This window comes from Halorubrum amylolyticum (assembly GCF_004114995.1).
GTDB lineage: Archaea > Halobacteriota > Halobacteria > Halobacteriales > Haloferacaceae > Halorubrum > Halorubrum amylolyticum.
On sequence record NZ_SDJP01000012.1, the window covers coordinates 14,817 to 37,600 of the forward strand.

The following is a 22,784-nucleotide window of genomic DNA, read 5'->3' on the forward strand; positions in this document are numbered from 1 at the left end:
TCACACCTCCCCAGCCTCGTCGCTCCCTTCGGTCGCGACTCCCTCGCGCGTGCGACTCGCGCCCTGCGGGCGCTCGTCGGCACGCGCCACCGCAGTTCGACTTATAATTAGTGCCATCTCTCGACACATCCTCCCTCTCGCGTCACCGTCAGCGACAACGGGTTCAAGTGCGCGCTCGCCCGACCGGAGGGTAGCAATGGAGCCGCCGAACATCGAGCGGTTGGACGAGCAGACCGTCCAGCGCATCGCGGCCGGCGAGGTCGTCGAGCGCCCGGCCAGCGTCGTCAAGGAGCTGATCGAGAACAGCCTCGACGCGGGCGCGACGCGCGTGTCCGTGTCGGTCGAGGCCGGCGGCACCGAGGGGGTCCGCGTCCGCGACGACGGCGTGGGCATCCCCCCCGACCAACTGGAGGCGGCCGTCGCGGAACACGCCACCTCGAAGATCGGCGACATCGAGGACCTCGACCGCGGCGTCGGCACCCTCGGTTTCCGCGGCGAGGCGCTGTACACCGTCGGCGCGGTCTCGCGGCTCACCGTCCGATCCCGCCCGCCCGGCGCCGACGCGGGCGCGGAGATCACCGTCGAAGGCGGCGAAGTCGGTGAGGTGCGCCCCGCGGGCTGTCCCGAGGGGACGACCGTGGCGGTCGAGGACCTCTTCTACAACACCCCCGCCCGCAAGAAGTTCCTCAAGCGGATCGCGACCGAGTTCGACCGGATCAACACGGTCGTCACCGGCTACGCGCTCGCCAATCCCGATGTGGCCGTCTCGCTGGAGCACGACGGGCGGGAGACGTTCGCGACCGAGGGGAACGGCGACCTCCGGTCAACCGTCTTGGCCGTCTACGGCCGCGAGGTCGCGGCGGCGATGGTGGACGTGGAGTGGGAACCGGACGGGGGCGAAGCGGACGGATCGGACGCTACCGCCGAATCCGCCGACCCTCCCGTCCGCGGCGTCACCGGCCTCGTCTCGCACCCGGAGACGACCCGGTCGACCCGCGAGTACCTCGCGACCTACGTCAACGGTCGGTTCGTCACCGCGAGCGCCCTCCGCGAGGCCGTCCTCGACGCGTACGGCGGCCAGCTCGCGCCCGACCGGTACCCCTTCGCGGTGCTCTTCGTCGAGGTCCCGCCCGGCGACGTCGACGTGAACGTCCACCCGCGCAAGCTGGAGGTCCGGTTCGACGAGGAGCCGGCGGTGCGCGAGGCCGTCGAAGACGCCGTGGAGGAGGCCCTGCTGGACCACGGGCTGATCCGCTCGACGGCTCCCAGGGGGCAGTCTGCACCGGACGAGACGGCGGTCGCTCCCGAAACACCCGAGACCGAGGCCGTCGGCGGCGCCGGAACCGACCACGAGCGCGCGGCTCTCGGCGACAGGAGCGACGGCGACAGAGAGGGCGGCGTCCGGAACGGAGACGACGGTTCGACCGCCGGCTCCGCGGCCGACGCGTCCGAACTCGATCCAACGGACGAGGAGGCGTGGGCGGTCGGCGACGTGGGCACAGATACCGCAGCCGATCCGGACGAACCGACGGCCGACCGCGCCGCCGACTCGATCGGTTCCGGCGGCTCCGCCGGTTCCACCAGCCCCACCGATCCCGTCGATTCCACTAGCCCCACCGATCCCGCCGGTTCCGCGACCGATCGTCCCTCGCCGCGGAGCTGGCAGTCGGACCCGGACGATGGTGAGGGGGGGACGGGGGACGACGACGCTGGAGCGGTCGCCAGCGCCGAGGCCGACACCGAGAACGACACCGGGCGGGCGGGCGGACTCGACCGATTCAACAGTTCCGGGGGCGACGACTCCGACTCAACCGACGCCGATACCGCGACGGAGCCCACCCCCGGCGGGTCGGAGGAGGGGCGAGCGCCGGCGGCCGACTCGCGCTCGACCGCGACCGCGCAGCGGACCCTCGACGGCGAGCCGACGAGCGCGGAGCGCACCTACGACTCGCTCCCGCCGCTGCGGGTGCTCGGTCAGCTCCACGAGACGTACGTCGTCGCCGAGGCGCCCGACGGGCTCGTGTTGATCGACCAGCACGCCGCCGACGAACGGGTGAACTACGAGCGCCTGCAGGCCGCTTTCGCCGACGGCGCCGACGCGCAGGCCCTCGCCGAGCCCGTCCGTATCGAACTCACCGCGCGGGAGGCGGCGCTGTTCGAGGAGTTCGTCGAGGACCTCGCGGCGGCCGGATTCCGCGCCGAGCGCGCGGGCGAGCGAGAGGCGGTCGTCGAGTCGGTCCCGGCGGTGTTCGACGCCGCGCTCGACCCGGGGCTCGTCCGGGACGTGCTCTCCGCGCTCGTCGGCGACGCGACCGCGGGCGACGAGCCGGTGACGGACGTTGTCGACGAGCTGCTCGCGGATCTGGCGTGTTACCCCTCCGTGACCGGGAACACCTCGCTGACGGAGGGATCGGTCGTCGACCTCCTCGACCGGCTCGACGCCTGCGAAAACCCGTACGCCTGCCCGCACGGCCGCCCGGTCGTGATCCGGCTCGACCGCGACGAGATCGGCTCGCGGTTCGAGCGCGACTACCCCGGTCACGCCGGGCGCCGCGCGGAGTGAGCGGGAGGGACAGGGGGCGGTCGACCGCCCGGCGACCGCAGAGAGGTACCCTTTAGGCGGGCGCCGTGGACCCACGCGTATGGAACGCGTAGCGATCATCGGCGCGTCGATGACCCGGTTCGGGCAGCGCGACGCCTGGGTGCGCGAGCTGCTGGCCGAGGCGGGCGCCGCCGCGCTCGACGACGCCGGGATCGGCGGCGACGACCTCGATCACCTATACGTCTCGAACATGGCGAGCGGCGAGTTCGAGGGACAGACGGGCGTCCCGAACGCGCTCGCCCACGATCTGGCGGCACAGCCCGCCTACACCGCCCGGATCGACCAGACCTCCTCCTCGGGGGGCGCGGGCGTGTACGCCGCGTGGCAATCGGTCGCCTCCGGCGCGAGCGACCTCACCATGCTGGTCGGCGGCGAGAAGATGACCCACCGAACGACCGCGGAGGCGACCGACGTGATCGCGTCGCTCACGCACCCGGTCGAGTACAAACAGGGCGTGACGCTCCCCTCCTTCGCGGGGCTCACGGCGCGACTCTACCTCGACGAGTACGACGCGCCGCGCGAGAGCCTCGGGAAGGTGGCGGTGAAGAACCACGCTAACGGCGTGGACAACCCCCACGCGCAGTTCCGGAAGGAGGTCGACCTCGACACGGTGCTCGACTCACCGATCGTCGCCGACCCCCTCCGGCTGTACGACTTCTGTCCGATCACGGACGGCTCCGCCGCGCTCGTGTTCTGTCCGGAGTCGGTCGCCGCGGAGTACGTCCCCGAAGACGAGTACGCCGTGATCAGCGGGATCGGCGGCGCGACCGACACCCACGTCGTCCACGAGCGCGCGGACCCGACGACGATGGGCGGGGTCGCCGACTCCTCCGACATCGCCTACGAGATGGCCGGGATCGGTCCGGACGACGTCGACATGGCGGAACTCCACGACATGTTCACCATCCTCGAGTTCCTCCAGAGCGAGGACCTCGGCTTCTTCGAGAAGGGCGAGGGCTGGAAGGCGGTCGAGGAGGGCGTCACCGACCGCGACGGCGACCTCCCGATCAACACCTCCGGCGGGCTCAAGTCGAAGGGACACCCCCTCGGCGCGAGCGGGGTCGCACAGGTGTACGAGATATTCGAGCAGGTCACCGGAAACGCCGGCCCTCGGCAGGTCGAGGCCGACACGGGGCTCGCCTGCAACGTCGGCGGGTTCGGGAACTGCGTGACCACGACCATTCTGGAGGGCAACCAATGAGCGACAACGAAGCGACCGACACCGACAGCGCGACCGGAAGCGACGATCAGAGAGACAGCGCCGAGCCGACCTTCGAGGCCGCCGAGTACGCGGACGGTGCCGTCACGTACCCGCCCCACACCGTGAGTCCGAACGGCGTCGAGCGCGTCGGCACGGTCGACCTTCGGGAGTTCGAGGGGCGCGTCCTCACATGGACGACCTCGACGGCGACGCCGCCGGGCGTCCGCGAGCCGAATACCCTCGCCATCGTCGAGTTCGACATGGGCGACGAGTACGACGGCCCCGCGGTCCGCGCGCTCGGACAGATCGCGGAGCGCGAGGACGGCTTCGGGGAGACGTTCGACGTCGACATCGGCGACCGCGTCGAGCCCGTCTACGCCGGCGAACTCCGCGAGCCGGGCGCCGGGATCCGCGAGCCCGAGAGCCAGGAGTGGGACGGATTCCGGTTCCGGCCGGTCGAGGAGTAGCCGCGCGAGTTTTTCCGTTGTCGTCGGTTCACACCCGTCGGTAGTCCCCGAGCCGCGTCCCGTCCAGCAGGTACGCGTCGCCGGACGGCAGCGCCTCGGGGAGGAACGGCGCGAGGAACGACTGGCCGTCGACGTTGACCCACGTCCCGCCGGAACGCTCGTTGAACGCGGGGAAGACGACGAGTTCGGGCGGGTCGGAGCGATCGCGCTCGCCTCCGTCCTCCTCCACGAACGCCCCCGGATCGAGCGCCCCGCGCAGCCACGCGCGCTCGACCCGCGAGCCGCCGACCGCGTCCTCCAGCCTGACCTGCGGGTGCTCGTGGCCCATGCAGATCACGTCGGCGTCGAGCAGCTCCGGGTTCGGCCACGTGTGGCCGTGGAGGACGCCGACGTTACCTCCGAGCACGCCGCCGCCGGCCCCGATCACGTCCAGATCGTCGACGAACGCCTCGGCGACCCCCCCGTCGTGGTTCCCCTCGACGAGCGTCATCGGGACGCGGTCGGTCACCGCCCGGATCAGCGTCTCCAGCTCCTCGCGCTCGTCGCCGTCCGGCGCCGCGATGCGGTGCGCGAGGTCGCCGAGAACCACCAACCGGTCGGCGTCGGTCTCGGCGATGAGTGCGCAGAGCCGCTCGCGACGCTCGTCGGCGCGGCTGTCGAGTTCGACGCCGCGCTCGTAGCGGAGCCCGACCTCGATGCCGGCGTGCACGTCGGCGACCAGCAACGCGCGCTCACTCCCGAGGTCGGCCACGGCCGCCGGTTCGTCCACCACCGGCTCGACGGCGGGCGACGCGCCGGAGCCCATCAGATTGGCTTGAGCACGCCGTCGCCGGGCTCGTAGCACTTCCCGCCCATCAGCGCGTCCTGGATCGCGTCCTCGACCGCGTCGGCGGCGACGCCGTGATCGTCGACGACCGCTTCGACGACCGCCTCGCGCCCGGCGCCGTCGCCGTCGTCGAGGGCGTCCATGGCATCGATGACGGCGGCTTCGAGGTTGATATCCTCGGCCGGCTCGCTCGCTTCGCCGTCCGCCGGCTCGGCGCTCTCCGGTTCCGGACCGGTGGCGGCAGCCTCCTCGGCGTCCGGTTCCGCCGCGGTCGCGTCGGCGCCCCCGTCAGCGGGCGCATCGGCCTCGGCGGACGCCGAGGCGCCCTCTCCGGCCGAAGGCTCCGCTATCTCCTCGGGGTCGGGCACGTCGATGTCGGCCTCGCCGGGCTCGTCGACCTCGGTCCCGGTCGAGAAGTCGGTGCCGAACTCCGACTCGATCTCCTCCCGCTCCTCCTCGTCGAGCTGATACATCTCATCGGAGTCGGGGTCGGGCGACGGCTCGTCGGAGTCGGGGTCGGCGTCGTCGATTCCGGATTCGTCAGCTTCGGCGTCGTCCGCCCCGGCGTCGAAGTCGCCGAGCCCGCCGCTCTCCTCATCGGACTCGGAGCCGGACGGTCCGGATTCGACAGGGGCGGCATCGGTAGACGCAGAACCGATCGCGTCGGCATCAGCCGATTCGGGTTCGGTCGTCTCGGCCGTCTCGGCCGCCTCGGTCGTCTCGGCCGTCCCCTCGTCTGGTACCGCAGATTCGGGTTCCGATATGGACTCCGACTCGGAATCGGGTTCGTCCGACTCGGGCGCGGCCGATTCGGACCCCGATTCTGCCGTCGCCTCGTCGCCGACCGGCTCCGGCGGCGCCTCGATCGTCACGTCCGTCTCCGGGAGCGAGCCGATCGCGGCCTCGCCGCCCGCGTCTGGCGCGATGTCGAGAGCACGCACCCCGTCGCGGTCGCCGGCGATCAGCTCTAAGGCGTCGACTGCGAGCCGGCGGAGCGCCTCGACGTAGGCGGTCGAGGTGTCGTAGTGGGCGATCGCCTTGGGGATTCCCGCCGCCAGCGACGCGGGCGCGCCGCCCGATTCGAGGGCAGCGCGGAGTTCCTCGCCGCGGAGATCGGAGTCGAGGGCCGTCGCGAAGACGGCGAGCCGGTCGAAGGTGGCTTCCGCGGCGGAGACGACCCACCGGTCGCGGGTGTCGGCGTCGACCGCGTTGAGGCTCTCGGGGCGGACCGAAGTGAACACCCGGTCGGAGTCCTCCGGCTGGAAGGTGCGCGCCTTGCCCGTGAGCGCGACGAACGCCGGCGGCTCGGCGCGTTCGAGGAACGTCTGCGCCTCGGGCTGGTACTGGCCGGCGTAGGTGACGAACGCGCCGGAGGGGTCGACGACCCGCCCGCGGCGCGTCTCGTCGTTCACGCGCTCGACCTCGGTGAGCACGCCCGCGACGAACAGCCGGTTCACGCGCGCGCCGGTCGGCGTGACCACGTAGTTCGGGGCGCGCTCCTCGTCGCTCTCGGAGTACGAGAGGGAGGCGTCGTCGAACTCGGTGGCGAACACTCGGTGGGCGACCTCGCGGGCGCCCGGTCCGTCGTCGCTCATTCGCCCACCTCCGCGAGCGCGGCGCGGGCGTGCTCGGCCGGGTCGTCCGCGGCGAGTTCGAACTCGACCGCGTCGAGGTTGGCGCCGTAGTCGTCGACCGAGAGGTTTCCGCGGACGCGGTAGGCGCGTCCGACGAGGGAGTCGGCGATGTCGTCGGCGACGACCTCCTTGTCCATGGCGTCCTTCGCGGCGTCGAGGGCGTCGTCGAGGTCGCCCCCGTACACCTCGGCGGTCAGTTCGTCGTCGAGGACGACGGTGACGGTGTCGGTGCCGTCGTCGACGATCGCCTTCACGCGGAGGTCGTCCTCGCCGTCCACGTCGCCGTGGCTCCGGCACTGGCCGTTCTGGACGACGCGGCCGCACTCCGGACAGCGCTCGATGAGCCCGGAGCCGTCCCGGATCTCGAGGACGTTGCCGACGACCTCCACGTCGAACATCCCGCCGGAGGCGACCGCCTCGGCGATCGACAGCCGGGGCGCGTCCTCGGCGACCTCGACGGGGTCCGGAAGCGGCGTCACCGTCGAGAACTCGGTGAGGTTAATCGACGGCACGCCGCGGAACTCCCGGACGTACACGTCTTCGATCCGGAGGTCGGCGCCCGGTTTCAGCTCGGAGCGGGGCTGCCAGTCGGTGAAGGGGAGCTTCGCGGTGGCGTCGCCGACGACGCCCTCCAGGATCTCCGTCTCGCCGTCCCGGCCGGAGATCGTCTTCTCGTCGACCTCCAGCACGCAGACCTCGACGTTGCGGCCGCGGTCGCCCGCGTCGATGTCGACGAGGCTGCGGTCGCCGCCGACCTCCCGATCGACCTCGACCTCCTCGTCGGCGATGGCGACGGTAGTGGAGTCGTTGAGGTTGAGCTCCGGCTCGCCCTCCCACTCGCGGACGCCGGCGTTGCCGATCGTCAACGAGTCGCCCGGCTCGAACCCGAAGTCCTGCCACGCGGTGTAGGAGATGACGCCGGTCTCGTCGGCGATCTCCCCCTCGCGGATCGTGAGGTCGTCGCCCTGGTACCGGATCGTCCGCGTCCCCTGCGTGAGCACGCGGACGGTGACCGTCACGCCGTCGTGGTCGGTGGTGATCTCGCCCACGTCGACTGAATCGGGCGTCGGCGTCGAGCCCCCGCCGCCGCCCCCGTGCTTCCGGCGGACGCTCTGTTTGGCTTCGTCGATCGGGACGCTGTACTCCAGCAGGTTCTGCAGGTCCTCTTTGACCTCCTCTTTGTCGACGCCGAGGTCGGAGGCGAGCTCCTCGGCATGGCTGTTGACGTCCATCGGGTCGGGCTTCGACGCGACCGCACAAAAGGGTTCACCACCCCTCTCGGATCTCGCCTCCGCGACGCCGCTCCTCCCGACTCCCTCCGCGACGTCGCTCCTCCCGACTCCCTCCGCGACGCCGCTCCTCTCGACCGCCGGTAGGGCTAAACCGCCCCCGTCCGCAACGTGGGGCATGGACGACATCGACATCGACGCGCGCGTCACGGGGGAGCGGACCGTCATCGACGTGACCGGGACCCGCGACGTCGCCGTCGTCGTTCGCTCCGCGAGCGGCGAGCGGATCTACCTCCCGCCGGCCGGCTTCGACGAGCCCGTCTCGGAGTCGTCGTACACCTCGCCGTATCAGGGCGGCAGCGGAATCGACGGCGAGGAGAGCCCGTACGGCGGCGGGTCGGGGAGCACCCGGGGCGTGATCGAGACCGCGGACGGGTTCCGGGTCACCCACCCGGAGACGGCCACCGAGTTCGACGTGTACCGCGGCGACGAGTAGTCGCGGTCGAACGCGAGAAACCGAGCGGCTCTCGGGATTCCTACGCCACGTCTTCGTACACCGCCAGCGTGTCCTCGGTGACGTCGGACCACTCGCGGCGCTCGTACTCCGGAGGCTCCTCGCGGTCGAGGGCGGTCGCGATCCCGTCGACGATCGACTCGGAATCGACCTCGACCTCGACGAGGCAGCCGTCGGGGAGCACCTCCGCGACGCCCGACCGGGTGGCGACGACCTGCGTCCCGGACTCCAGCGCCTCGGTGATCGTGATCCCGAACGGCTCCGCGTACGAGGGCGAGACGAACGCGTCGGCGGCGGCGTAGTAGTCGCCCAGCTCCGCTTCCGGGACGTAGCCGACGAACTCGACGCGGTCCTCGATCCCGAGCAGCTCGGCGAACCGCTTCAGCTGGTCGGTCTGGTGGCCCGATCCGCCGACGACGAGGGTCACGTCGGGGCGGTGGAGCTTCCGCACCGCGTACAGCAGGTGCGAGATCCCCTTCTGGTCGGTGTGGCGGCCGACGAAAAAGAGCATCTCGCCGTCGATCCCGAAGTCCTCGCGGACATCTTTCCCGGAGAATTTCGGCGTCGAGAAGCCGTTGTACACGACCCGCGAGTCGGCGTCGTACAGCTCGCGGATGTCCTCGCGGACGATCTCGCTGACCGCGATGTTGGTGTCCGCGGCGTTCGCGAGGCGGCGCTCGGCCTCGACCTCGCGTTTGGGGGGGTCGATGTTGCGGTCGCTCGCGAGCGAGTGGAACGACGAGACCCACGTCGCGCCCGACGCGCGGGCGGCCTGCCGGCCGGGGCCGTAGCCGAACCAGTCGTGGGTGTGGATCACGTCGTGGTCGGGGGCGAGCTCCGCGAACCGGTCGCTGAGCCGGTCGACGCGCGCCGCGACGTCCCCCTCCCCGGTCTCGACGGGCTCGATCCCCGGCTCGTCGTCCGGGGCGAACTCCGCGGGCAACACGAGGGTGGCGTCCACCCCGAAGTCGTCGCGGAGCCCCGAGAACAGTTCGCCGACGTGGACGTCGAGTCCGCCGGTGATGTTCGGCGGGTACCCCCATCCCAACATGAGTACGCTCGGCGGCATACTTTCACGTTTCGGGAGTCGGTACTTAGGTATGACCCTCGTTCGCGCGCTCGATGGGGAAGACAGAGACGGGTGTCGGCGAAGGGAGAGAGAACCGGGAAGAAGCGGAGAGAAAAGAGGACGGGGAACGAAGAGAGAACCGAGACGAAGAGAGAACCGGGAACGAAGAGAGGGTCCGCGGCCGATCAGGCCGCCTTCACGGCGTCGCGCAGCGCACCCGTGCGGTCGGTGATCGAGCCGGCGGCGTCGGCGAGCACGTCGAGCGGGTCGCCGACCTCCGATTTCACCGTCAGCACCGGCTCCGTCTGCCCGCCGGACTGTTCGGGGTTCATGTCGTAGGTCGCGGCCGCGACGTCGTCGGTCTCCAGCAGGACGCCCTTCAGCACGTTCATGAACGTGTGGTCCTCGCCGGCGATCTCGATGCGGAGTTCCGTGTCGGTCTTCTCGATGACCCGCAGTTCCATGTTCGTGAGGTCGAGCGAGCGGCGTTTCAAGCTTTCGTCTCCCGGATATCCGGGGATGTGGACGGACGACACTCGACCCGAAATCGTATGCCGCCGGCTCCGGTGGCCGCCGTGTGGAGATCCGACGCCTGCCGGCACCGAGGCCGCCGCCGAGCGCTACGCGGCGGCACTGTGGCTCCCCTATCACCGCGACCTCGCGGCGAGCGGCGCGGCGCACGCGCTCGCGGACCGACCCGACGAGGAGCTGATCGGCGCGGAGACCGAGTTCCGGCTCGACCTGCTCCGGGAGACCGACGACTATCGGACGTGGGTCGTCGCGGTCGACGACGGGGTCAGAGCGGGCGACGTCGACGCCGGGGTCAGCGCCGGAGGTGTCGACGCCGAGAGCCTCGACCCCGAGGACCCCGCGCCCGTCGGCGTTCCGGACCCGGACCGCGACCTCGTCGCGTTCGTCTCGACGAGCGTCGACGAGTGCCCGGAGGTGTTCGACCGACCCGACCGGCTCGTGGTCGGCGACATCTACGTGACGGAGGCGTATCGGAGGACTGGGCTCGCGAATCGGTGATCGAGCGGGCCGTGGCCGATGCCCGTGAGCGGGACTGCGGCGAACTCCGTCTCGATGTCGGCGTCGACAACGAGCGAGCGATGGGGTTCTACGAGAATCACGGGTTCGAGCCGTATCGCAAGCAGTTGACGCGAGACGTGGAGTGAGTCCGTTTATGAGTGTTCGACAGCGGATCTGCGGTGAAGGCCTCCAAAGCCCCAGCCGCTCGCTTATAAGTGGGTGACTGTCGATCGGCGGTGAACACCGCAAAGCCCCAGCCGCGCTCGGCTCCCACAGCTCGCCGCGCTCCTCGCTCGCGTTGCTCGCTGCGGTGCTTACGTCGCTGGGGTTCGCCGAGCGCGGCTGCCCCTTTGAGTCCACCCGACCGCACCGCAACCGTCGGAAGACGGTCCTGCTCGCTCGCTCCCTTCGGTCGCTCACGAGACCGCAGCCTCACGCCTCCCCAGCCTCGTCGGTCGCCCTCCGCGTCGCTCCGGACCCCCGACTCCCTCGCACGCGCTCCTCGCGGCCGCCGGGGGCGGCCACGAGGAGGCGCGCGCCACGACATCCGACCTCACTTCCTCTATCCTGCGCCAGCGCCGCCGCTACGCGACTGATAAACGGGAAAACTGCGGGTCCGCTCGGCGAGTCGTTACTCGTCGGCGTCGACCGCGACTTCGTCGGCGTCGACGTCGACGGCGGTCTCCTCCTCGGCGGCGACCTCGGACGGGCGCGCTTCGAGGGTCAGCTTCTGGACCTCGACGCGGCGGAGGGGGTAGATCTCCTTGGCGTCGCCGTAGATGGCCGACGAGAGGTTCCCCTCGACGATGGCGTCGACGAACGACTCGAAGGTGCGGTCCTCGGCGGCCGCGTGGACCTTGTCGATCATGACGCGGCGGATCGCCTTCTCCTGCGAGCGATCGGCCTTCTTCGTCGTCAGCGCGACGGGCTGGACGCGGATGCGGTAGTCGTCCGTCGTCAACACCGTGATCGACGCCTCGACCTTCGAGGCGCCGCGGCGGACGAGCGAGCGCAGGTAGTCCCGCGTGAGCTCGTACGTGATGAACTCGGTGTAGGCCGTGTCGCTGCCCACGTCGGTGATCTTGAACGTGAGCTTCGTGTTGTTCGCGCCGGAGTCGCCGGTCAGCTCGCCCAGCGTCGTCGTGATCGTGCGGCCGACGACCTGGTCGGGCTCCTCGGCGAGGGTCTCGCCGAGCTCCTGCCGGTCGAACTGTTCGGGCGCCAGCACGGAGTACCAGCGCTTCTGTTCTCTGCTCTTGGATACGGATCGTTCGCTCATGTGTTGGTGGTGTCGCCGTTGGTGTCGGAGCGGCGCCCTCCGTCGTCGGCCGCGAGGTGGTCCCTCGCGCGCTCGACGAGTCGGTCCGCGATGCGTAGATTCACGACGTGGTCGTCCACGGTCGACCGCAGTCCGCCGGCGGTGGGACGCTCGACGACGCACTCGATCGCGTCGCCGTCGACGCGGGTGGTCATCGAGTCGGTCTCGTCCGGGGCGAGCGCGGCGGCGACGAGGGCGGCGTCGGCGTGGGTCGTCCGGACGGTCGCCGTCCGGGTCGACGCCTCGCTCCGAGCGGGCGCCCCGTTCCGAACGGAGTCCCCGCTCATAGCGCCTCCCTGAGCGCGGCGAGCGCGCCCGTGATGTCGCCGTCGGTCGCTTCGCTCTCGTCGACCCCGTCCGCCTCGGCGGCGGCGCCGACCGCGATCCCGCCGCGGTCGGCGGTCCCCCAGCCGTCGCCGCCGACTTCGCCCGCCGCCGACCGGCAGGCGTCGCCGAGCCCGATCGGCTCGGTGGCCGCGTCGTCAACTGCGCGGCCACCGCCGGTGCCCGCGTCGTCAACTGCGCGGCCACCGCCGGTGCCCGCGTCGTCAGCTGCGCGGCCACCGCCGGTGCCCGCCGCCGCCAGTCGGCCCGCGGCCTCGTCGACCGCGACCGCGACCGGTTCCGGCGACCGGAAGTCCCGGACGAGCCGGGCGACCGTCGGGAGGACGGCGGCCGCGTCGTCACCGTCCGCTGAGTCGTCTCCACCGTCGGTGCCGTCCCCCGCGAGGTCGACGCGCACGACGACACAGCCGTCGTACCGGCCGGTCGTCGCGGTGTCGAGCGCGCGGTGCGCGGCGAGCCCGTGGGTCCGCCACGCGTCGAGCGCGGCGGTCCGGAGCCCGTCGCTCGGGTCGGCGTCGAGCGCCAGCGCGATCCCCGTGCCGGGGGCTCCGCGGGCGAGCGCGTCGAGGGCGTCGGCGTAGCCGCCGACCGTCTCGAACGGCGCCGCGTCTCCGACCGTCGCGTACGGGCGGAGCGCACGCTCGACCGCCGAGGCGGCCCGCGTGCTCGCGCCCTCCGCGTCCGCGACGTCGACGGCGACCAGCGACGCGAGTCGCCGGTGCGCGTCGTCGTCGAGGTCGGCCGGAAGCCCGAGCTTCGCGAGCGCGGCGCGAGCCGCCTCGGTGTCGCCGGAGTACGGCGTCCGGACGAGCGTCGAGGCCGCGAGTCTGTGCGCCAGATCGGCGGTCGGGAGCGCGACACCCGGGCGTCTGCGGACCCGGTCCGCGCGTTCGGCCGCCTCCAGCGCGTCGCCGGAGCCGTCCGTGCCGGGCACGGAGCCGGCCGCGACGACGCCCGCGAGGGCGACGACCGGGTCGGGGTCGTCGCCGAGCGCGCGCGCTGTCGCGAACGCGTCCGTGCTCGCCGGGCGCCCCGTTCCGGGGATCGCGTGCGGGCCGCGGTCCGCGCCGACGGTCACCGCGACGGCGTCGTCGCCGGCGTCGGGGACCGGGTCACGGGACACGCGGACCTGGAACGGCGTGTCGACCGCCCGCAGCGCCTGCGCGACGAGCGCGGCCGCCGCTATCGCGTCGCCGTCGTCGGTCGCGACGAGCCGAACGAACGGCGCGTCCGCGAGGACGTCGACGAGCGCGTCGGGGGCGGGCGTGGGGGACGTCGCTTCGGTCATTGCTTCGGTCGTGTGGTCCAGTCGCGTGGTGCGGTCGTGAGTCGGTGCGTCGTGAGTCGGTGCGTCGCGTCAGTTCGTCGCGACTCGGTGTCGCGTTGGTTGGTCGTCGGTGTCGTTACTCGTCGCCGAGGAGTTCGGCGGCGTTCTCGTAGGTGTACGTGAACTCCTCGTCGATCTCGTCGCCGCGGTAGTAGTCCGCGAGGCGGCGGATCTTCGACTCCGTGTTCTGGAGCGCGCGTTTGTTCTGGTGGTCCTGCCCGTTCTCCGCCATGTGCTCGCGCAGGCGGACGGCCTGACTCATCAGGTTGCGGAGGTCCTCGGGAATCTCCGAGTCGGCGTCGTGCTCCTCGAGGATCTCGGTGATCTTCTTGCCGGTGGCCAGCTTCACGTCGGGCACCGGAACGCCCTTGACGCCCTCGTCACGGAGCTTGAGTCCGATGATGCTGGGGTCGTGGCCCTGCTCCGCCAGTTCGACGACGCGGGACTCGATGTCCTCGGCGTCGACGTCGCTCCACTCCGGGTTCTCGTCCGTCGCCGGCTTGTCCGAACCGGACGAACCGCGACGGCGCGTGTGCATTCGTGCCATTGTGTATCTGGTTGGAACGGCACAACCGCAACGTGACCGCGACTCCGCGCGACGCGGCTGACGGACGCTCGCGGATCGAGCCGTCCGACCGGACAACCCGCGCAAGCGGATCGTCCGACCGCGACGCCGGAGGCGTCGGCGCACTGCTACATTCCCAAGCCGAGGGCGAAAAGACCCCGGCGCGTCGGATCTGCAGCTGTGCTGTTCCCGTCTGTGGGGTCGTCGCCGGGGTTCTTAAGCGTGTTCTTGTGGGCTGCTCGGGCGACCGCGGGAGCGGCAATCGGTGACGCGAGCGACGGAGGGAGGCGAAGCGCCGACGGAAGCAGGACACGAGGGTTTACGTAGGTCGTCGATCACCGGATGCGTGGGAAAGACACATGACCGACGAATCCGACGGCAACCCGATCGATCGGACCGGCGACGAACCACCCGACGGCGCCCCGCCCGGCGGGGGCGACTCCGACGCGTCCAACGCCGGACTCGCGGCGGGGGGCGAGTTTGAGGCCGACGACGAACTCGTGACCGACGGAGGACTCAGCGCCGGGGCGGAGACCGACTCCGAGCCCCGGATCAGCTTCTACGGCGGGAAGTGGGCGAGCACGATCCCGCTCGCCTTCTTCATCGTCTGGGCCATCTTCCAGAGCGGCGTCCTCGGCATCGGTGACACGAACGGGCTCGTGATCGGGGCGCTGCTCGGGACGATCCTCGGGATGTTCTTCGTGCGCGGCGACTGGAAGACGTACGCCGACACCATCTTCGAGGGGATGACCCAGCGCGTCGCCGCGACCGCGATCGTCGCGTGGCTGTGGGCCGGCATGTTCGCCGAGACCCTGCAGGTCGGCGGGTTCGTCGAGGGGCTCATCTTCGCGGCCGACGCGTTGAACGTCGGCGCGGCCACCTTCCCCGCGGCCGCGTTCGTCCTCTGCGGCCTGCTCGCGACCGGGATCGGGACGGGGTACGGCGCCACCGTCGCGTTCGTGACGCTCTTTTTCCCGGCCGGCGTGCTGATCGGCGCGAACCCGGTGCTGCTGTTCGCCGCGATACTGTCGGGCGCCGTATTCGGCGACAACCTCGCGCCCGTGAGCGACACGACGATCGTGAGCGCAGTAACGCAGGACGCCGACATCGGCGGCGTCGTCGCCTCGCGGTTCAAGTACGCGATCGCGGCGGCGATTCCGGCGTTCGTCGCGTACCTGATCATGGGATCGATCATGTCCGGCGTGAGCCTCGAGGGCGCAGCCGCGCTCCGAGACACGGCGACCGCGCCGGGGCTACTCCACCTGCTCTCGATGGGCGTCGTGATCGCGACCGCGGTGGCGGGCCGACACATCGTCGAGGCGATCTCGTGGGGCATCGTCGTCGCTGTCGCGTTCAACCTCCTGTTCGGGCTCTCGTCGGTGAGCGACATCCTCGCGTTCACCGTGACCGAGGGCGGGACGTTCACCGCGCTCCCGTTCGTGCAGGTCGGTGAAACCGCGGGCGTCGGCGGCAGCCTCTACGCCGGCGCGATCGGCTTCTTCCCGCTCATCGTCCTCACGCTTCTGATCGTGTCGATGGCGCAGATCATGATCCGGGGCGGCGGCTTCGCGGCGATTCAGGAGTTCCTGTTGAACTCCGTCGCGACCAACGTCCGCCGGGCCGAGCTGACGATGGTGCTCGGCACGGCGACGATCAACGGAATGATCACGATCAACACCGCCGCCGAGATCGCGATCGCCCCGTACATCGCGCGGATCGGTGAGAAGTTCAACATCAACGGCTACCGGCGCGCGAACATCTTGGACGCCAACACGTCGGCGCTCGGGTACATCTTCCCGTGGGCCGGGGGCGTCCTCGTCGGCTATCAGGTGATGGTCGGTCCCGAGGGGCTCGGCGCCGAGTACGGCCCCGAGATGGTGGTCAATCCGATAGAGGTCGTGCCGTACGTGTTCCACGGCTGGTTCCTCGTGATCGTCTTCCTGCTCGCCGCGATCACCGGGTTCGGGCGGGAGTACATTCCCGACCGCACCTCTGAGGAGGTGTCGCGCGCATGAGCCGCTTCGAGAAGTTCTTCGCTGGACTGTCGTTCCGGGGCTCGGCTCCCGACTACGACCCCGGCGACGTGATCGAGGTGATGGTCACCGGCGCGGAGGGCGGCGAAGCCGTCGCCCGCATCGGCGACTCGACGCTCCGGATCGAGGACGCCCCGACCGACGCCGTGAACACCCGCGTGCTGGTCGCGATCGACACGTGGGACGTGGCGGGCCACCGCGGTACCGGAACGTACCGCGAGACGGTCGGCGAGAGCGCGTTCTGATCAGTTCGCGCGAATTCGTTTTTTCCGAAGTCGTTGCCGGCGGCGACATGGGGAACACCTCCACAGTCCCAGCCGCTCCGTACTACGCGATCGACGACTCGGCGGTGAACACCTCCACAGCCCCAGCCGCGACGGCTCGCGCGACCCGTTGCGTTCCTCAGTCGCTCGCGTTGCTCGCTCCTTGCGGTACTTACTCGTCGTGCTTCGCCCTCGCGGCTGCCCCTTTGGGTCCCGCCCCGCACAGCAACCGCAGCCTCACTCCTCCCCAACCTCGCCGCTCGCTTGGGGCTCCCTTCGGTCGCCCACGTCGCTCGCGGCGTCCCTCGCGCGTGCTCCTCGCGCCCGGTGGACGCTCGGAGGCACGCGCCACCGTACGTGTTCCTTTAAGTATCACGTCGCCAGCAGCAGTACCGAACGCAGAGCCCGACGCGAACCGCCGCGGACCGGGGCGCTTTTTAAGACGACGCTCGAACCCCAGCGCGTGCTATCGGTCGAGCTGCACGCGCACTCCGCGCTGTCCTACGACGGGCGCGACCCGGTCGACCTCCTCTTGGAGCAGGCGGCGGGGGTCGGGCTGGACGCGCTCGCCGTCACGGACCACGACGAGATCGACGCCAGCATCGAGGCGGCCGAGAAGGCCCCCGACTACGGGCTCGTCGGCATCGTCGGCATGGAGGTAACGAGCGCGGCCGGCCACGTCCTCGCGTTCGGCATCCGCGAGCGCGTCGAGAGCGGGCTCCCCTTCGACGAGACGCTCGATCGCATCCGCGACCAGGGCGGGATCGCGGTCGTTCCCCACCCCTTCCAGAAGTCCCGTCACGGCGTCGCCGCCCACATCAGCGACGAGCAGCTGGCGAGCGCCGACGCCCTCGAAGTGTACAACTCCCGGCTGTTCACCGGACGCTCGAACCGACAGGCCGAGACATTCGCGATCCGCAATCGGCTCCCGATGACCGCCGGCAGCGACGCCCACATCTCGGAGATGGTGGGGCAAGCCGTGACCGAGGTCGGCGCCGACGAGCGCTCGGCCGAGGCGATCCTGGAGGGGATCGCCGAGGGACGAACCAGCGTCGTCGGGAAACGGACCCCGTGGCGCGTCTCACTCCGCCAGTTCGGCGGCGGCGCCAAGCGCCGCGCGCTCCGGGCGCTGGACGCGCTCCGCTGACCGCGATGGCAGGCCCTTCGTCCGCCGACCTGTGCGGCGCGCCGCCCGACCGCGTCCGAGACGCCCTCCGCGACGGCGACCCCTTCCCCGGCGGGCGCGGCTTCGCCGGCCTCCTCCGCGACCCACCGGACCGGGAGGGGCCGGCCCTCGTCCGAGACGCCCTCGGCCGCCAGCCGCTGTTCGTCGAGCGGGGCGCCGCGGAGCCGGCGTCCGGGGGCGAGTCGGCAGCCACACGCGACCCCACACCCTCCAGCGCGTGGAGCTTCGACCGGACGGACCTCGACGACCCGGAACCGGTTCCGGCCGGTGCCCTCGTGTCGGACGCGGGGACCGAGCGCGTCTGGTCGCTTCCGGACGGGGAGCCGGTCGATCCGGCGTCCGGACAGGCCGCGGTCGACGAGGCGCTCGACGCCGCGCTCGGCGGTCGCGACGATCGCGGCGCGGGTGGCATCGAAACCGAGGCGGAGAGCGACGGAAGCGACCTCGCGGTCGCCTTCTCCGGCGGCGTCGACTCCGGAGTCGTCGCCGCCGCGGTCCCGGACGCGCCGTGTTACGTCGCCGGCTTCGAGGGCTGTCACGACGTCGCGGCCGCCCGCGAGGCCGCCGCGGCGATGGACCTGAACCTCCGCGTCGTCGAGATCACCCACGACGACCTCGTGCGCGCGGTCCGCGATGTCGCCGCGGCGACCGGGCGGCGCAACCCGATGGACGCCGCGATCGCGGTCCCGCTGTACCTCGCGGCGGAGGCGGCCGCGGCCGACGGAATCGACCGGCTCGCGGTGGGACAGGGCGCCGACGAGCTGTTCGGCGGCTACAGCAAGGTCGCCGACCCCGCCGGCGACGACCGCGTCGCGGCCGAGACGGTGCGAGGCGCGCGGACCGAGACCGTCCGAACGCTTCCGGGACAGCTCGAACGCGACGTGCTCGCGCTCCGCGCCGCCGGGGTCGAGCCGGTCGCGCCCCTGCTCGACGACCGGATCGTCGCGGCCGCGCTCGCGCTGCCGGGCGAACTGCTCGCGAGCGACGGCGAGCGCAAGGTCGCGCTCCGCCGGGCGGCGGCCGGGCGCGTGTCCGAGTCGGTCCGGACGGCCGACAAGAAGGCGGTCCAGTACGGGACGTACGTCTCCCGAGAGCTCGATCGGCTCGCGCGCCGGGCGGGGTTCAAGCGACGTATGGACGACCACGTCGGGCAGTACCTCGACGCGCTGCTGGCAGGGGAGTAGACGGGGACCGAGCGGCGCGAAAAACGGCCCGTGAGGGCCGGTGCTGACCAAGCCGCCGTATGGAGTACCAGTCCTACGGCCGACGCCCGATCGGTCGGGCGCCTACTGACGGATAACGGGGACCGATATAAAATTCGGGGAGTAGCGACAAATATGACACCCGGCTCCCGCGTGCGAGTGACGTTCGGACAGTAATCCGACGGATTCCGCTCGAACGATCCGATCGGGATCGCGCAGACGCGCCGGAACCGCACAAGCATCCGGCCGTGGGATCGGAACGGGAGGCGAGTGAACCGAACCGCCGCGGAGAACGGACCGAACCGTCGCGGCGGACGGTGACCGTCCGCGCCCGCGACGCATCACCTGACGAGGTACGGGTCGCCGCCGGCGATGAACCGTCCGAGGTCGCTTTCGCGGCGGAAGTCCGTCGATCGGAGCTCGCGCAGCGCCGCCGCGAGCCGGTCGCCGTCGCCAGCGGTCCACTCGGCGGGCTCTTTGATCGGGAGGACGAGCCACCCGGACCCGAGCAGCTCCTCGGCGTGGAGCGCGTCCATGTCGATCGCAGTCTTGTGCGCCCGCGAGGTGTACTGTCGGAGGACGTGGTCGGTCGCGCGGGCGCCGACCGGGAGGAGGACGTGGGCGGCGATCGCCCGGAGCTCCGCGTCGAAGAACCGCTCCATGTCGTCGTACGACGCCTCGTCCGGGACGCCGTCGGCGACGCACATGTGGAGATACGAGAAGAACGTCCGGTCGGTACGGATCGGGTCCGCGGCCTCGTCGTCGACCGTCGGGTTCTCGACCATCGAATCGGCAGCCGGTACCGCGTCGTCGAACCCCGCGATCAGGCCCCCCTCGACCAGCGCGGAGAGGAACGCGGCCGACCACGGGTCGCCGGTGAACGGGACGCCGGCGTCGGCGCCGCCGTGGACCCCGGGACGATCGCCGATCACGTGGAAGTCGGCGTTGGCGTCGCCGTAACCGGGGACGAACGACTTGCAGTCCGGGCGCATCCCGAACGGGTTCCGCGTTCTGTCCGTGACGTTCTGCACGCGGCGTGATAAGCGACGGACCGGTTAAATCGCGTTCGGTCCGGGTCGACCGGCGGCAGTGCGCCGAGAGAAGCCGGAGGTTCCGCCGGGCGCCGCAGGACTCGGCGAGGGAGACAGAGGGCTCTGCGAGCCCCCAACGCGAGGCGCACGAGCCACGGTTGATTCGCATAACTTATGCAAACGAGCCGCGTCCGCCCCGCCGTCGATATGCCGCGATCGGCGGAGCGGGGCAAAAACATCAGGAACGATGACCAAGGACGAGAGATCGCACGACTGCGTCGGGGTCGTGCCGAGCGCCCGGGCAGAAGATATTTATATACGCCTCCGTTCAAGTCGCTCGAAGACCCATGTTCGACCGCATCCGCACGGCGGCCCTTTTCGGGCTGCACCAGGCGACCGTCGCCGTCGGGATCTCGCTGTTCCCGGTGGCCGTCTTCGCCCGCAAGCGACTCGGCATCAACGTCCCCATCGGCCGGCTCGTCGAGACGACCGGCGAGGTGTACGAGGCCACCGAGGAGTGAGCGCGCCGACGCCGTCGAACACTTTTCGAAGCCGCGCGTCGAGTCCCCCGCCGATCCGCACCGGAACCGCACCCCGGCGTCTCCCGGACCCGTCGCCGGACTTCGTCCGGCTGTGCGTGGCGCCACGCCGCCACGCCGCTACGCAGCCACCGGCGCGCAACACCGATTGCGAGCGGGAGCGAGGGCCTCGCCCTGTCGCCGGCGGCACTACCCCTCGTTCGGGTACGTCGGCAGCCGCGCGGAGCGCGCGCTCCCGTCAACGGACGCGAACGGGAGGTCCGCGTGCGCCGCCGCGACCTCCTCGCCGTCGACGCGCACGGCGGGGTCGGTGAGGTCGGTGAGGTCGGTGAGGTCGGCGTCGAACCGGACGAGCGCCAACGCGATCGGGTCGCCGGCGGGGCCGACCGCCGCGCGGGTCACCTCGCCGACCGCCTCGTCCCCGTCGAACACGGCCGCGCCGGAAGAGGGCAGAATCGCGTCGTACCCCTCCGGATCGGCGTCGCCGTCGATCTCGGCGGTCGCGTCGGCGAGCCCGTCGAGGTCGAGCCCCACGAGCCGCCGGCTCGGTCGCCCCTGGTTCTCGACGCGGGAGACGACCTCCTGCCCGACGTAACACCCCTTGTCGAAGTCCAGGGCGTTGCGGAGCCCGAGGACGTTCGGCACCGTCCCTTCCAGTTCGTACTCGAAGAGGGGCGTGCCGGCTTCGAGCGAGAGCGCGTCCCACGTCCGGTAGCCGAACGGGGCCGCGTTGAGCCCGCGATTGAGCAGGGTGTCGAGCACCTCCTCGGAGTCCTCGGCCGCGCAGACGACCTCGTACCCCTCCTCGCCGAGGGGCGCGTCGCTCGCGATCACGGTGACGCCGGCGTCGACCATCGACCCGCGGACGAAGGAGAGCGGCTCCTCGGGCGCGCCCGGCCCGCCGAGCACGGAGGCGATCTTCTCGGTCGACTTGGGGCCGTGGACGCCGAAGACGCCGAGTTCGTCGGAGACGTCGTCGATCGCCACGTCTTGGATGAACACCTTGCTCGCCCAGTCCTCGGCGACCGCCTCGGCCCGCTCCGGCGGGAGGAAGACGAGCAGTCGCTCGTTCGCGTTGTACACGTACATGTCCGTCTCGATGCCGCCCTGCGGGTCGAGCAGGAGCGCGTACACGCCCTGTCCGTCCTCGTCCGGGACCCGATTGGAGACGGCGTTGTCGACGAACGCGACGCGGTCCTCGCCCGTGACGGCGAGCACGCCGTACCCCATCTCGATCGCGCCGACGACGTTGCGGACCGCCTTGCCGACGCGCTCGGGCTTCCCGTAGTGATCAACCACCCGACGGCCGCCGCGGTCGCGGTACGTCGCGCCGTGGGCGCCGTGGGTGTCGGAGACGAGAGTCATACCAGTAGGGAGTCGGGGGAGCGGCAAAAGGTCGCTGGCTTCGGCGGGCGCGGGAGTCGATCTCGTCTCACCCCTTCCACCGTCCCGTACGCACCGGTCGCTACAGTCCGAGCCGGTCGCGGACGGCGTCGACGAGGGTACCCGTGCCGTTCTCCATCTGGTCTTCGGGGTCGGGGACGACCCGGTCGTGCGGGTACACGCGCACCTGCTCCGCGCTCTCGACGGTGATGAGCGAGTCCTCCTTCAGCGCCGACAGCGCCTCCTCGACGGCGTCGATGTCGGCGTCGACGGCCGCGCGCAGCTCCAACACCGTCATCCCCTCGTCGCCGCGATCGACGAGCGCGTCCAGCAGCGCGACCTCGACGTCCGGCCGGTCGCGGTACTCCGGCTTTGCGGCCATGCGCGGTAGTTGGACAGGATACGGTTTACGTCTACCGGCGGCAGCGAGTCGCCCCCGATTGACGGGACGCCACGACTGACGGGACGCCTACCGAACGAGCCGCGAACAGGAGCCGCAGAGGTTCTCCTCTTTCACGTCGACCTCGCGGACGGTCGGCGAGAAGGACATGACGCACTTGCTGTTGTCGCAGTGCTCCAAGCCGAGCGTGTGGCCGATCTCGTGGACGACCTCCTTGCGGACGCGGTCGGCGAACACGTCGACCGCGGGCTTGGTGGAGACGCCCCCGTCGGAGGAGGTTCGGAGCCGGTGAGTCGAGATGACGGAGCCGTTGCCGTTGAGGTACGCGAGCCCGAACACGTAGTTCCGGCGGCGGTAGTAGAGGTCTCGCGGAGTGATCCCGATGTTCTTGTCGCCGCCGCCGACGCGGCCGACCGTCTCGATCAGGTCCTCGGCACGGTACTGGTCGCGCCCCCCGTCGTAGGCCGTCTCGGGGATCGGCTGGTCGTCGTGGACGGTCACGTCGCAGTCGTACACCGAACGGAGCGCGGCGGAGGCCTCGCGTTTCACGCGGGGGGTGACCTCCCCGACTGGGACGATGTCCACGAGCATGGAACCGCTTATGACCGCCGCAATCATAAA

22 protein-coding genes and 1 pseudogene are annotated in these 22,784 nt (G+C 71.1%); 10 read left to right on the plus strand and 13 right to left on the minus strand.

Annotated features, from left to right (window positions below; genetic code table 11):
- The first annotated feature begins 196 nt into the window (after window positions 1-196).
- The 3 genes from mutL to ESO89_RS09880 all read left to right on the plus strand — a co-directional run bounded on the left by mutL (window position 197) and on the right by ESO89_RS09880 (window position 4,270).
- A complete protein-coding gene (gene mutL / locus ESO89_RS09870; RefSeq protein ID WP_128905351.1) occupies window positions 197-2,563 on the plus strand; it encodes a DNA mismatch repair endonuclease MutL in 2,367 nt (788 codons plus the stop codon).
- Between the two features lie 79 nt (window positions 2,564-2,642).
- A complete protein-coding gene (locus ESO89_RS09875) occupies window positions 2,643-3,803 on the plus strand; it encodes a thiolase family protein (RefSeq protein WP_128905352.1) in 1,161 nt (386 codons plus the stop codon).
- Window positions 3,800-4,270: a Zn-ribbon domain-containing OB-fold protein gene (locus ESO89_RS09880; RefSeq protein ID WP_128905353.1), complete on the plus strand. Its 471-nt coding sequence runs from the start codon at window positions 3,800-3,802 to the stop codon at window positions 4,268-4,270. The genes ESO89_RS09875 and ESO89_RS09880 overlap by 4 nt, the downstream gene beginning before the upstream one ends.
- A 28-nt stretch (window positions 4,271-4,298) precedes the next feature.
- Here the strand turns inward: ESO89_RS09880 and ESO89_RS09885 are convergent, their stop codons facing one another.
- Genes ESO89_RS09885 through ESO89_RS09895 form a run of 3 tightly spaced genes read right to left on the minus strand, consistent with a single transcriptional unit; the run spans window position 4,299 to window position 7,962 of the window.
- Window positions 4,299-5,075, minus strand: a complete 777-nt coding sequence (locus ESO89_RS09885) for a metallophosphoesterase (RefSeq protein WP_128905354.1) — start codon at window positions 5,073-5,075, stop codon at window positions 4,299-4,301.
- Complete coding sequence (locus ESO89_RS09890; protein WP_128905355.1) at window positions 5,075-6,691, minus strand: hypothetical protein; 1,617 nt, start codon at window positions 6,689-6,691, stop codon at window positions 5,075-5,077. The genes ESO89_RS09885 and ESO89_RS09890 overlap by 1 nt, the downstream gene beginning before the upstream one ends.
- Window positions 6,688-7,962: a Single-stranded DNA binding protein gene (locus ESO89_RS09895; protein ID WP_128905356.1), complete on the minus strand. Its 1,275-nt coding sequence runs from the start codon at window positions 7,960-7,962 to the stop codon at window positions 6,688-6,690. The genes ESO89_RS09890 and ESO89_RS09895 overlap by 4 nt, the downstream gene beginning before the upstream one ends.
- A gap of 175 nt (window positions 7,963-8,137) precedes the next feature.
- Here ESO89_RS09895 and ESO89_RS09900 point away from each other — a divergent pair, with 175 nt between their 5' ends.
- Window positions 8,138-8,455: a DUF7510 family protein gene (locus ESO89_RS09900; RefSeq protein ID WP_128905357.1), complete on the plus strand. Its 318-nt coding sequence runs from the start codon at window positions 8,138-8,140 to the stop codon at window positions 8,453-8,455.
- Between the two features lie 40 nt (window positions 8,456-8,495).
- On the opposite strand, the gene ESO89_RS09905 is transcribed toward ESO89_RS09900, so the two are convergent.
- Both ESO89_RS09905 and ESO89_RS09910 read right to left on the minus strand, forming a co-directional pair.
- Window positions 8,496-9,524, minus strand: coding sequence for a glycosyltransferase family 4 protein (locus ESO89_RS09905; protein ID WP_128905409.1), 1,029 nt, complete (start codon window positions 9,522-9,524; stop codon window positions 8,496-8,498).
- Window positions 9,525-9,727: 203 nt separating this feature from the next.
- Window positions 9,728-10,006 (minus strand): DNA-directed RNA polymerase subunit L, encoded by a 279-nt coding sequence (locus ESO89_RS09910; RefSeq protein ID WP_128905358.1) that lies wholly within the window; start codon window positions 10,004-10,006, stop codon window positions 9,728-9,730.
- 113 nt (window positions 10,007-10,119) lie between these two features.
- Here ESO89_RS09910 and ESO89_RS09915 point away from each other — a divergent pair.
- Window positions 10,120-10,717, plus strand: a pseudogene (locus ESO89_RS09915) (GNAT family N-acetyltransferase).
- A 485-nt stretch (window positions 10,718-11,202) separates the two neighbouring features.
- Here the strand turns inward: ESO89_RS09915 and ESO89_RS09920 are convergent.
- From ESO89_RS09920 to ESO89_RS09935, 4 genes are all read right to left on the minus strand, one after another.
- On the minus strand, window positions 11,203-11,850 hold the full coding sequence (locus tag ESO89_RS09920) for a 30S ribosomal protein S3ae (RefSeq protein ID WP_128905359.1): 648 nt from the start codon (window positions 11,848-11,850) through the stop codon (window positions 11,203-11,205).
- Window positions 11,847-12,176 (minus strand): KEOPS complex subunit Pcc1, encoded by a 330-nt coding sequence (locus ESO89_RS09925; RefSeq protein WP_128905360.1) that lies wholly within the window; start codon window positions 12,174-12,176, stop codon window positions 11,847-11,849. Before ESO89_RS09925 ends, ESO89_RS09920 begins: the two co-directional genes overlap by 4 nt.
- On the minus strand, window positions 12,173-13,522 hold the full coding sequence (locus ESO89_RS09930; RefSeq protein ID WP_128905361.1) for an exonuclease RecJ: 1,350 nt from the start codon (window positions 13,520-13,522) through the stop codon (window positions 12,173-12,175). The genes ESO89_RS09925 and ESO89_RS09930 overlap by 4 nt, the downstream gene beginning before the upstream one ends.
- A gap of 115 nt (window positions 13,523-13,637) precedes the next feature.
- Window positions 13,638-14,108 carry a 30S ribosomal protein S15 gene (locus ESO89_RS09935; RefSeq protein ID WP_128905362.1) on the minus strand — a complete coding sequence of 157 codons (471 nt, stop codon included), beginning with the start codon at window positions 14,106-14,108 and terminating at the stop codon, window positions 13,638-13,640.
- A 377-nt stretch (window positions 14,109-14,485) separates the two neighbouring features.
- On the opposite strand from ESO89_RS09935, the gene ESO89_RS09940 reads away from it, so the two are divergent.
- The 4 genes from ESO89_RS09940 (at window position 14,486) to ESO89_RS09955 (ending at window position 18,792) form a co-directional block, all read left to right on the plus strand.
- Complete coding sequence (locus tag ESO89_RS09940) at window positions 14,486-16,141, plus strand: Na+/H+ antiporter NhaC family protein (RefSeq protein WP_128905363.1); 1,656 nt, start codon at window positions 14,486-14,488, stop codon at window positions 16,139-16,141.
- Complete coding sequence (locus ESO89_RS09945; protein WP_128905364.1) at window positions 16,138-16,404, plus strand: DUF7513 family protein; 267 nt, start codon at window positions 16,138-16,140, stop codon at window positions 16,402-16,404. The genes ESO89_RS09940 and ESO89_RS09945 overlap by 4 nt, the downstream gene beginning before the upstream one ends.
- Window positions 16,405-16,885: 481 nt before the next feature.
- A complete protein-coding gene (locus tag ESO89_RS09950) occupies window positions 16,886-17,569 on the plus strand; it encodes a PHP domain-containing protein (protein WP_128905365.1) in 684 nt (227 codons plus the stop codon).
- A gap of 5 nt (window positions 17,570-17,574) precedes the next feature.
- Window positions 17,575-18,792, plus strand: coding sequence for an asparagine synthase C-terminal domain-containing protein (locus ESO89_RS09955; RefSeq protein WP_128905366.1), 1,218 nt, complete (start codon window positions 17,575-17,577; stop codon window positions 18,790-18,792).
- A 359-nt stretch (window positions 18,793-19,151) separates the two neighbouring features.
- On the opposite strand, the gene ESO89_RS09960 is transcribed toward ESO89_RS09955, so the two are convergent.
- Window positions 19,152-19,841 (minus strand): uracil-DNA glycosylase family protein, encoded by a 690-nt coding sequence (locus tag ESO89_RS09960; RefSeq protein ID WP_128905367.1) that lies wholly within the window; start codon window positions 19,839-19,841, stop codon window positions 19,152-19,154.
- Window positions 19,842-20,188: 347 nt separating this feature from the next.
- On the opposite strand from ESO89_RS09960, the gene ESO89_RS18545 reads away from it, so the two are divergent.
- Complete coding sequence (locus ESO89_RS18545; protein ID WP_164932775.1) at window positions 20,189-20,362, plus strand: hypothetical protein; 174 nt, start codon at window positions 20,189-20,191, stop codon at window positions 20,360-20,362.
- A 207-nt stretch (window positions 20,363-20,569) separates the two neighbouring features.
- Here ESO89_RS18545 and ygfZ read toward each other — a convergent pair whose 3' ends face one another.
- From ygfZ to ESO89_RS09975, 3 genes are all read right to left on the minus strand, one after another.
- Window positions 20,570-21,745, minus strand: a complete 1,176-nt coding sequence (gene ygfZ, locus ESO89_RS09965) for a CAF17-like 4Fe-4S cluster assembly/insertion protein YgfZ (protein ID WP_128905368.1) — start codon at window positions 21,743-21,745, stop codon at window positions 20,570-20,572.
- 100 nt (window positions 21,746-21,845) lie between these two features.
- Window positions 21,846-22,145, minus strand: a complete 300-nt coding sequence (locus ESO89_RS09970; protein WP_128905369.1) for a DUF6432 family protein — start codon at window positions 22,143-22,145, stop codon at window positions 21,846-21,848.
- 87 nt (window positions 22,146-22,232) lie between these two features.
- On the minus strand, window positions 22,233-22,754 hold the full coding sequence (locus ESO89_RS09975; RefSeq protein ID WP_128905370.1) for an archaemetzincin family Zn-dependent metalloprotease: 522 nt from the start codon (window positions 22,752-22,754) through the stop codon (window positions 22,233-22,235).
- Window positions 22,755-22,784 lie beyond the last annotated feature (30 nt).